Annotated in this window: 8 protein-coding genes; 6 read left to right on the top strand and 2 right to left on the bottom strand. The window is 66.1% G+C overall.

Going from position 1 to position 10,597, the window contains the following annotated elements; all coding sequences use genetic code 11:
• The first annotated feature begins 58 nt into the window (after positions 1–58).
• From pheS to AXW67_RS34195, 3 genes are read left to right on the top strand one after another with little or no spacing between them, the layout of a single operon-like run.
• Positions 59–1,141 (top strand): phenylalanine--tRNA ligase subunit alpha, encoded by a 1,083-nt coding sequence (gene pheS, locus AXW67_RS34185; RefSeq protein WP_063681460.1) that lies wholly within the window; start codon positions 59–61, stop codon positions 1,139–1,141.
• A complete protein-coding gene (gene pheT / locus AXW67_RS34190; protein WP_063681461.1) occupies positions 1,138–3,546 on the top strand; it encodes a phenylalanine--tRNA ligase subunit beta in 2,409 nt (802 codons plus the stop codon). The genes pheS and pheT overlap by 4 nt, the downstream gene beginning before the upstream one ends.
• 10 nt (positions 3,547–3,556) lie before the next feature.
• A complete protein-coding gene (locus tag AXW67_RS34195; RefSeq protein WP_063681462.1) occupies positions 3,557–4,327 on the top strand; it encodes a sulfite exporter TauE/SafE family protein in 771 nt (256 codons plus the stop codon).
• Positions 4,328–4,349: 22 nt separating this feature from the next.
• On the opposite strand, the gene AXW67_RS34200 is transcribed toward AXW67_RS34195, so the two are convergent.
• The gene (locus tag AXW67_RS34200) at positions 4,350–5,732 is read right to left on the bottom strand and encodes a flavin monoamine oxidase family protein (RefSeq protein ID WP_063681463.1); all 1,383 of its coding nucleotides are present in this window, start codon (positions 5,730–5,732) and stop codon (positions 4,350–4,352) included.
• Between the two features lie 192 nt (positions 5,733–5,924).
• Between AXW67_RS34200 and AXW67_RS34205 the strand changes: the two genes are divergently transcribed.
• Entirely contained in the window at positions 5,925–6,917 is a 993-nt protein-coding gene (locus AXW67_RS34205; protein ID WP_063681464.1) for a YiiX/YebB-like N1pC/P60 family cysteine hydrolase, read from the top strand.
• 275 nt (positions 6,918–7,192) lie between these two features.
• On the opposite strand, the gene AXW67_RS34210 is transcribed toward AXW67_RS34205, so the two are convergent.
• Positions 7,193–7,468, bottom strand: a complete 276-nt coding sequence (locus tag AXW67_RS34210; protein ID WP_024338640.1) for a metal-sensitive transcriptional regulator — start codon at positions 7,466–7,468, stop codon at positions 7,193–7,195.
• Positions 7,469–7,518: 50 nt separating this feature from the next.
• On the opposite strand from AXW67_RS34210, the gene AXW67_RS34215 reads away from it, so the two are divergent.
• A complete protein-coding gene (locus tag AXW67_RS34215; protein ID WP_063681465.1) occupies positions 7,519–10,053 on the top strand; it encodes a heavy metal translocating P-type ATPase in 2,535 nt (844 codons plus the stop codon).
• Positions 10,054–10,110: 57 nt separating this feature from the next.
• On the top strand, positions 10,111–10,557 hold the full coding sequence (gene nikR / locus AXW67_RS34220) for a nickel-responsive transcriptional regulator NikR (RefSeq protein WP_027550115.1): 447 nt from the start codon (positions 10,111–10,113) through the stop codon (positions 10,555–10,557).
• The last annotated feature ends 40 nt before the right edge of the window (positions 10,558–10,597 follow it).

The following is a 10,597-nucleotide window of genomic DNA, read 5'->3' on the forward strand; positions in this document are numbered from 1 at the left end:
ACGTTACGGCCTTCGGGCGGCGACAACCCAGCCGAATTTTGGCAGCAGGGATTTGACTGTGTCTGACCTCGCAACGCTCGAAACATCCATCCTCGACCAGATCGCCGCCTCCGGCGACGAAGCCGCCCTCGAGGCGGTGCGCGTCGCTGCCCTCGGCAAGAAGGGCTCGATCTCCGCGCTGCTCGCCACGCTCGGCAAGATGTCGCCCGACGAGCGCAAGACGCAGGGCGCCGCGATCAACCAGGCCAAGGACAAGGTCACGCAGGCGCTCGCCACGCGGCGTGATGTCCTGAAGTCGGCGGCGCTCGATGCGCGGCTCACTTCCGAGACCATCGACGTCACCCTTCCCTTGCGCGATGCACCGGCCGAGGCCGGCCGCATCCATCCGCTCAGCCAGGTCTGGGACGAGCTGACGACGATCTTCGCCGACATGGGGTTCTCGGTCGCCGAAGGTCCGGACATCGAGACCGACGACTACAACTTCACCAAGCTGAACTTCCCGGAAGGCCATCCCGCGCGCGAGATGCACGACACCTTCTTCTTCCATCCGAAGGAGGACGGCTCGCGCATGCTGCTGCGGACCCACACCTCGCCGGTGCAGGTGCGTACCATGCTGAGCCAGAAGCCGCCGATCCGCGTGATCTGCCCGGGCCGCACCTACCGCATCGATTCTGACGCGACCCACACGCCGCAATTCCACCAGGTCGAAGGCCTCGTCATCGACAAGAGCTCGCATCTCGGCCACCTCAAATGGATCCTGCACGAGTTCTGCAAGGCGTTCTTCGAGGTCGACCACATCAACATGCGCTTCCGTCCCTCGTTCTTCCCGTTCACGGAGCCGTCGCTGGAAGTCGACATCCAGTGCCGCCGCGACAAGGGCGAGATCCGCTTCGGCGAGGGCGAGGATTGGCTCGAGATCCTCGGCTGCGGCATGGTGCATCCGAACGTGCTGCGCGCCTGCGGCATCGATCCCGACGAGTACCAGGGCTTTGCCTGGGGCATGGGCATCGACCGCATCGCCATGCTGAAATACGGCATGAGCGACCTGCGCCAGCTGTTCGACAGCGATGTCCGCTGGCTGTCCCATTACGGCTTCAAGCCGCTCGAAGTGCCAACGCTCGCGGGAGGGCTGAGCTCGTGAAATTCACCCTCTCCTGGCTGAAGGATCATCTCGAGACCGACGAGCCGCTGGACAAGTTGGCCGACAAGCTCACCATGATCGGGCTCGAGGTCGAGAACATCGAGGATAAGGTCAAGGCGCTGAAACCCTTCACCATCGCGAAGGTGATCTCCGCCGAGCAGCATCCGAACGCTGACCGCCTGCGCGTCTGCATGGTCGATACCGGAGGCGGCGCTGCGCCCGTGCAGGTCGTGTGCGGCGCACCGAATGCGCGCACCGGGCTCGTCAGCGTGTTCTCGCCGCCCGGCACCTACATTCCCGGCAAGGACATCACGCTCGGCGTCGGCACCATCCGCGGCGTCGAGAGCCGCGGCATGCTGTGCTCGGCGGCCGAGCTGCAGATCTCGAACGACCATGACGGCATCATGGAATTGCCGGCCGATGCTCCGATCGGCGCCGGATACGCCGAATGGGCCGGCCTCGGCGATCCCGTGATCGAGATCAACCTGACGCCGAACCGCCAGGACTGCACCGGCGTGCACGGCATCGCGCGCGACCTCGCCGCCGCCGACATGGGCAAGTTCAAGGACCCGACCATCAAGGCCGTGAAGGGCGAATTCCCCTGTCCGGTGAAGGTCACGGTCGAGGACGCCACGCTGTGCCCTGGCTTCGCGCTCCGCCTCGTGCGCGGCGTGAAGAACGTGCAATCGCCGGAATGGCTGCAGAAGCGGCTGACCGCGATCGGGCTTCGTCCGATCAACGCGCTGGTCGACATCACCAACTTCATGACCTTCGACCGCGCCCGACCGCTGCATGTGTTCGACGCCAAAAAGGTCAGGGGCAATCTCGTCGTGCGCCGCGCCCGCGAGGGCGAGACGCTGCTCGCGCTCGACGGCCGCACCTACAATCTCGATCCCGCCATCTGCGTCATTGCGGACGACCACGCTGTCGAATCGCTTGCGGGCATCATGGGCGGCGAAGCGTCGGGCTGCGACGAGAACACCACCGACGTGCTGATCGAATCGGCGCTGTGGAACGAGATCAACATCGCCCAGACCGGCCGCAAGCTCGGCATCAATTCGGACGCGCGCTACCGGTTCGAGCGCGGCGTCGATCCGGCCTTCATGGTGCCGGGGCTGGAGCTCGCCACGAAGCTCGTGATGGAGATGTGCGGCGGCGCGCCGTCGGAGACGGTCGTGGTCGGCAAGGCTTTTGGCGACGACCGCGTGATCGAATTCCCGACCACCGAGGTGAAGCGGCTGTCCGGCATCGAGGTGCCGCAGGTCGAGATGAAGCGCATCCTCAACCATCTCGGCTTTATGATGGCCGGCGCGGGCCCGGTGGTGAAGGTCGCGGTTCCGTCCTGGCGCTCTGACGTGCACGGCAAGGCCGACATCGTCGAGGAGATCGTCCGCATCTTCGGCGTCGACAAGGTGCCGGAAACGCCGTTCGATCGCGGCGAGGACGCGCGCAAACCCGTGCTGACCCCGCTGCAGCTCCGCACGCGACGCGCCAGGCGCGCGCTCGCTGGCCGCGGCATGGTCGAAGCCGTGACCTGGTCGTTCATCACCAAGCCGGCGGCCGAGCTGTTCGGCGGCGGCCAGCGCGAGCTCGAGGTCGCCAACCCGATCGCGGCCGACCTCTCCGACATGCGGCCGAGCCTGTTGGCGGGCCTGATCGCGGCAGCACAGGCCAATGCCGATCGCGGCTTTGGCGATGTCGCGCTGTTCGAGGTCGGCCAGGTCTTCAAGGGCGATCGTCCGCAGGACCAGTTCATGGCGGCGAGCGGCGTTCGCCGCGGCTTTGCCTCATCGGAAGGCCTTGGCCGGGATTGGTCGGGCTCGGCGCAGGCTGACGTGTTCGACGCCAAGGCCGATGCGCTGGCGGTGCTGGCGGCGGCCGGCGCGCCGATGCAGGCGCTGCAGATCGTGCCCGGCGGTGCGGCGTGGCTGCACCCCGGACGCTCCGGCACGATCCAGATGGGTCCGCAGAACGTGCTCGGCTATTTCGGCGAGATGCACCCGCGCGCGCTCGAAGCGCTCGGCGCCGACGGCCCGGTGATGGCGTTCGAGGTCATCCTCGACCGGATCCCCGAGGCGAAGAAGAAGCCGACCCGCGCCAAGCCCGCGATCGAGCTGTCGGCATTCCAGCCGGTCTCGCGCGATTTCGCCTTCATCGTCGATCGCGGCATCAAGGCCGGCGACATCGTGCGCACCGCGCAGGGCGTCGACAAGAAGCTGATCACCGGCGTCAACGTGTTCGACGTCTATGAAGGCAAGGGCATCGAGGACGGCAAGAAGTCGATCGCGATCGCGGTGACGATCCAGCCCCGCGAGAAGACCCTGACCGACCAGGAGATCGAGGCCGTCGCCGCGAAGATCGTGGCGGAAGTGACGAAGAAGACCGGCGGCACGCTTCGGGGATGAGTCTTTAGGGATGAGTCTTGGAGACTTCCTCCCTGGCGACGTCGGCCTCCCCAATGCGATGGCGCTTTGCGCCATCGCATTCGTTTCGGGCACCGCGCGCGGCTTCTCCGGCTTCGGCTCGGCGCTGATCTTCATGCCGCTGGCCAGCAGCGTCGCGCCGCCGCGGCTGGTGGCAGCGCTGCTGCTCGTCATCGATTTCGTCGCGGCGGCGCCGCTGCTGCCCGATGCGTGGAAGAAAGCCGACCGCAGGGCGACGGCGGTGATCGTGCTCGGCGCGCTGATCGGCGTGCCCGTCGGCACCTATTTCCTCAGCGTGCTCGATCCCGTCACCACCCGCTGGATCATCTCCTGCTTTGTTGCCGCGCTGCTGCTTCTCCTGCTCTCCGGCTGGCGCTATCGCGGCAAGGACCACGCCTGGCTGTCGGTCGGCATCGGCAGCCTGTCGGGCTTCTGCAGCGGGCTGGCGCAGACCGGTGGTCCGCCGATCGTCGGCTACTGGCTCGGCCGCCCCATCGCCCCGATCGTGGCGCGCGCCAATATCGTGCTGTTCTTCGGCGCGTCGGATTTCTTCTCGATGGTGAGCTACGCGACGACCGGGCTGATCAGCCGCGAATCGCTGGCGCTCTCGCTCATCGTCGGCCCGGTCTACGCCCTCGGCGTCGCCTTCGGCGCCTCGCTGTTCGGCCGCGCCAGCGAACGGGTGTTTCGCAGCATCTGCTACGTGCTGATTGCGATGGCGGTGGTTGTTGGACTGCCGGTGCTGGATAACGTGCTGCGCTGAAACATCCTCAGTCGTCCGACGGCTAACGTTTTTGCCGCCGCTTGGTCGACTGCGTCGGCACCTCCGCGGGCTCGTCCCTGATCGCGCCGATCCGACGCAGGGCGGCATCGGCGGCGCGCTCGCCGCTCTCCCAGGCGCCGTCGACAGTGCCCCAGAGGGTCTCGTGGGTCGCTTCGCCCGCGAGGAACATGCAGCCGATCGGTTCAGCCAGTACCTTTCGCGAGATTTGGCCGCCGGGCGAGGCCGCCGACATCGCGCCCATCACGAAGGGCGAGGCATTCCAGCGCGTCGCGCTGGTCTTCTTGATGGCCGCGGCCGCTTCGCCGCCGAACAGCTTTGTGATCCATTCCCTCGCAAAGGCCGCCATCGCCTGCTCGCCCTGCTCGGAGAGATCGCGACCGAAGGAGCCGCCGACGTCGATCGAGCACAGCGAGGAGCCGCCCATGTTGGCAAACATGAGCGCCGTGCGCGTCGAATTGCTCTGCTCGATGAGGATGTCGTCGCGCGCGAGCCCGAGCGGATTGCTCGGAAGCTCCAGCATGATGTGATCGTAACTGCCGAGGCCGAGTTTTGACGCGGCATCGAGCGTCCGCTTGGGAATGTCGGGCGCAAACTTGATCGCGCCGGCGTTCAGGACATTGGTCGAGACCGTGATGATGGCGGCGCGCGCCACGATCTTGCCGGCCGGGGTCTCGACGCTGACGTCGCGGTTGCTCCACGCCATCCGGCTCGCCGGCGTCGACAGCGCCACCGGCACCTGCTCGCCGAGCTTGCTGATCAGCGTACCCAGGCCCTGGCGGCAGGCGATCGCGGCGTTACGATCCTGCGCGCGTGCCTTGTCGATGACCGAGAGCTCCTTGAGATCCTTGCCGGCGAAATTCGCTCCCAGCAGGAACTCGGCAGCACCCGCCCAGTCGCCGAGATCCTTTGGCAGCACGGCTGCGCAGGAGGTGTCCAGCCTGCCGCGTGAGGCCTCGTCGATGGCGCGGTTGGCGCGCACCAGCGCCGCCAGGAACTCCTCGGTTTCGCCGGCACGCGCGTTGCGGCGGCCGATGCGCATTTTCTGGCCGGCCGGCGCCGGCGACACGTCGAGACCGACGCTGCGCGCCAGCCGGATCATCGGGTTGGTCTCTGGATTGTGCATCCAGCGCGCGCCGCGATCGAACGGCACGTCGAAGGTCGCACTATCCGTGATACAGCGGCCGCCAATCCGCGATGCCGCCTCGACGACGACAACCTTGCGACCCGTCGCCATGATACGGCGCGCCGCGGCGATGCCGGCAACCCCCGCACCGATCACGACGATGTCAGCGTCGCGCGGCAAAGGCGCGGCGGTGGCGCGCAGAACCGGCGTGGCGGCAAAGGCCGCCGACGCCGATAGGAAACTGCGGCGCGTGATTGTCATGTCATGGTTTCCGGGGGCTTGCGGAGAACGGGAACAGCTAGCGAACCTTGCCGCATCTGGTGTTGCGCGGCAACCATCATGGTGAATCAATCGTAGTTGACCGCTTGGAACGATGAACCGAATTGCAACACGTTTCGACCATGATAGAGAAGGGAAAAAGACGGCCGGAAAAGGCCGTGGGGGGAGTTCACGATGGGGACGGTCCTAGACTCAGTCGGCAAGTTGATAGCCGCGTACCTCTCCAAGGAGGTGCCTGGCTACGAGCCGTTCACGCCGAGCGACCCGGAGCATCTGCGCGGTGTCATCGAGCCCGGCGACGTGCTGCTTGTCGAGGGCAACAACCGCATCTCCGGCATCATCAAATATCTCACGCAATCGACCTGGTCGCATGCCGCGCTTTACGTCGGCCCGGTCGAGGGCGCGGTGGAGCCCAACGGCGAACCGCATGTGCTGATCGAGGCCAATATCGGTGAAGGCGTCACCTCCGCGCCGCTGTCGAAATATTTCCCCTACCACACGCGGGTCTGCCGCCCGGTCGGGCTGTCCCATGAGGACCGAACCACGGTCTGCCGTTACGCGATCAACCGCATCGGCTTCGGCTACGACACCAAGAACATCGTCGACCTCATGCGCTTCCTGTTTCCGTTGCCGGTGCCGCAGCGCTGGCGGCGGCGCATGATCGCGATCGGCTCGGGCGATCCGACCAAGATCATCTGCTCGGCGCTGATCGCGCAGGCCTTCGACGCGGTGCGCTATCCGATCCTGCCGAAGATCACCAAGGCCGGCAGCCGCGCCGCCCGCCGTGAGATCCTGCACATCCGCGACTCCTCGCTCTACATGCCCCGCGACTTCGACATCTCGCCCTATTTCGAAGTCGTCAAACCCACCATCGTGCACGGTTTCGACTACACATCCCTGCACTGGGCCGATAAGCAAAAGCCGCTCGAGGAGGTGGCGGGCACGTTCAGTGTGTTTCCAGAAACGATCAGTGCGCCGCCGCTCGTTCCTCAGGCGATTGACGAAGAAGCGCCGGCTGAAATTGCGGCTGAAGAAGTGACGGCGGGCGAAGCGCCTGCCCTCGCTGCGAAGATGATCGATCGCGTCACGGCGTCGGAGCATGTTTCGCTGCTGAAGAAGATTGCGATGTACCGCCCGCGGCGGCGTAGGCGGGCGCGAGCGGCATAGAGCCCAACACTCCCACCGTCGTCCGGGCGAAGGCCGGGACCCATACCGCGGAGTCTATCCATCGCTTGCGGTCTTCGTACCGGCGTAAGGGCTAACTTCTAATCTTCGCCAAACCACTCCCTGTGGTTATGGGTCCCGGCCTCTGCTGGGACGACGTGGGAGAGGTCGTGCCGCCAAACAGTCCTCATTGCGAGCGCAGCGAAGCAATCCAGAATCTTTCCGCGGCGGGACTCTGGATTGCTTCGCTGCGCTCGCAATGACGTAGGAATGCGAAGCTACCGCTCCGCCCGTCCGATCACTGCCATCAGCTCCGCGATCTTCTCGCGCTGATCGGCCTTGTCGCCGCTTGCAATCGCGTGCTCGACGCAATGGGCGACGTGATCCTTCAATATCTCTTCCTCGACCCGGCGCAGCGCCGCGCGCACCGCGGATATCTGCGTGACGATGTCGATGCAGTAGCGGTCCTCCTCGACCATCTTCGACAGGCCGCGAACCTGGCCCTCGATCCGGCCGAGACGTTTTCCGACAGATGCCTTGATGTCCTTGCGCATGAAGTCTATATACCCCTACCGGGTATAGGTTGCAAGGCCGGAGCACGGAAATGAACGACGCCGAACACAAGCATCATCAGGACGCGGAAACTCAATCCGGATGCGGTTGTTCCGCGAAGGCCGCTCCGCCGGCCGCCAAACCTGCGGCGTCCTCATGCTGCAGCGGACATGACGATCAGGGACATGACGATCAGGGACATGGCGATCAGGGACATGGCGATCAGGGACATGGCGATCAGGGACATGGCGATCACGCCGGTCATGCTCACCATCATCACCACGACCATGGAGCCGGCGTGAAGGTGCGCGATCCCGTCTGCGGCATGACGGTCGATCCTGCGACCTCGAAACATCGCTTCGAGCACCACGGCGACACCTTCCATTTCTGCTCGGCCGGCTGCCGGACGAAGTTTGCGGCCGATCCTGCCAAATATCTCGTCAAGGAGAAGGCGCCCGAGCCCGAGATGCCTGCGGGCACGATCTACACCTGCCCGATGCATCCGGAGATCCGCCAGGTCGGACCCGGAAGCTGCCCGATCTGCGGCATGGCCCTCGAGCCGGAGGTCGCGAGCCTCGATACCGGCCCCAATCCGGAGCTTGCCGACATGACGCGGCGGTTCTGGATCGGCGGTGTGCTGGCGCTGCCGGCGGTGGTGCTGGAGATGGGCGGCCACCTTGCCGGGCCGCACAACTGGATCGATCCGACGCTGTCAAACTGGATCCAGTTCGTCTTTGCCACGCCCGTAGTGCTATGGGCCGGATGGCCGTTCTTCGTGCGTGGCTGGCAGTCGCTGGTCACGCGCAACCTCAACATGTTCACGCTGATCGCGATGGGCACGGGCGTGGCGTATGTCTACAGCCTGATCGGCACCATCGCGCCAAACATCTTCCCCGAGACCTTCCGCGGCCATGAGGGTGCCGTCGCCGTCTATTTCGAGGCGGCCGCGGTCATCACCGTGCTGGTGCTGCTCGGCCAGGTGCTGGAGCTGCGCGCGCGCGATGCGACCTCGGGCGCGATCAAGGCGCTGTTGCAGCTTGCGCCGAAGACCGCGCGTCGCGTTGATGCTGACGGCAGCGAGCACGAGGTCGAGATCGATACGCTGCATGCAGGCGACCGCTTGCGCGTTCGTCCCGGCGAGAAGGTGCCGGTCGACGGCATCATCCTGGAGGGGCGCTCGTCGCTCGACGAGTCCCTCGTCACTGGCGAATCCATGCCCGTCACGAAGGAGGCCGGCGCCAAGGTCATCGCCGGCACGCTCAACCAGTCCGGCGGCTTCATCATGCGCGCGGACAAGGTCGGGCGCGAGACGCTGCTGTCGCAGATCGTGCAGATGGTCGCCGACGCGCAGCGCTCGCGCGCGCCGATCCAGCGGCTCGCCGACCAGGTCGCGGGCTGGTTTGTGCCGACGGTGATCGTCGTCGCCATCATCGCATTCGCGGCATGGGCCTGGTTCGGTCCGGAGCCGCGACTTGCTTTCGGCCTTGTCGCCGCCGTCAGCGTGCTGATCATCGCCTGCCCCTGCGCGCTGGGGCTCGCCACCCCGATGTCGATCATGGTCGGCGTCGGTCGCGGCGCGCAAGGAGGCGTTCTCATCAAGAACGCCGAAGCGCTGGAGCGGATGGAGAAGATCGACACGCTGGTGGTCGACAAGACCGGCACGCTGACCGAAGGCAAGCCCAAGGTGGTCGCGATCGTCGCGGCGGGCGGTTTTGCCGAGGATCATATCCTGCGCATGGCAGCCAGCGTCGAGCGCGCCAGCGAGCACCCGTTGGCCGATGCCATCGTCCGCGCCGCGAAGGAGAGGCAGCTCGCGCTCGGCGAGGTCGAAGGGTTCGATTCGCCGACCGGCAAAGGCGCGACCGGCAAGGTCGACGGCAAGACCATCGTGCTCGGGAATGCCAGATACTTTGCCTCGATCGGGATCGACACCGGGAAGCTCGATGCCGAGGCCGAGCGTCTGCGCCAGGATGGCGCGACCGTGATCAACATGGCCGTCGACGGTGCACTGGCGGGGCTGTTTGCCATTGCCGACCCCGTCAAGGCCTCGACCCCGGCGGCGCTGAAGGCGCTCGCCAGTGAGGGCATCAAGGTGATCATGCTGACCGGCGACAACCGGACGACGGCGGAGGCTGTCGCACGCAGGCTCGGGATTGCCGACGTCGAAGCTGAGGTCCTGCCGGATCAGAAGAGCGCGGTGGTCACAAAGCTTAAGAAGAGCGGCCGCAGCGTCGCGATGGCCGGCGACGGCGTCAACGATGCCCCGGCCCTCGCCTCGGCCGAAGTCGGCATCGCCATGGGCACCGGCACCGACGTCGCGATGGAGAGCGCCGGCGTCACCCTGCTCAAGGGCGACCTCACCGGCATCGTGCGTGCGCGAAAACTGTCGCAGGCGACCATGAGCAATATCCGGCAGAACCTGTTCTTCGCTTTCATCTACAATGCCGCCGGCATTCCGATCGCGGCCGGCATCCTCTATCCGGCCTTCGGCCTCCTGCTGTCGCCGATCATCGCGGCGGCGGCGATGGCGCTGTCCTCGGTGAGCGTGGTCGGCAACGCCTTGCGGCTGCGCGCGACGCGGCTGTGAGAGGCGCGGAATCCGTGTAGAACGGCATCGAGCGGCGCCACGCGAGGGAGCAGTCTGATGCAGCGCATTACAATCACGATCGAGGATGATCTCTTGGCGGAGATCGACGCGGCGGCGGAAGCGCGCGGCTACCAGAACCGCTCCGAGATCATCCGCGATCTCGCGCGCGCCGGGCTGCAACAGACCAACGAAGACACCGCGCAGACCGGCCCGTGCGTTGCCGGCCTCGTCTATGTGTACGATCACGCCGCCCGCGATCTCTCAAAGCGCCTGGTGCAGGAATTCCACGGCCATCACGATCTCGCGCTGGCGACGCTGCATGTCCATCTCGACGACAACAACTGCATGGAGATGACGGCGCTGCGCGGCGACGCCGGCGAGGTCCGGCATTTCGCCGACCACATCATCGCCGAACGCGGCGTACGCTATGGGCGCGTGGTGATGATCCCGACCGGGGAGGGGAAGGCGGCGAAGGTGCGGAAGCACGGACATCGGCATGAGTAGGTCTTCTCCCTCTCCCCGCCTGCGGGGAGAGGGTCGGGGT

Source organism: Bradyrhizobium neotropicale (assembly GCF_001641695.1).
GTDB lineage: Bacteria > Pseudomonadota > Alphaproteobacteria > Rhizobiales > Xanthobacteraceae > Bradyrhizobium > Bradyrhizobium neotropicale.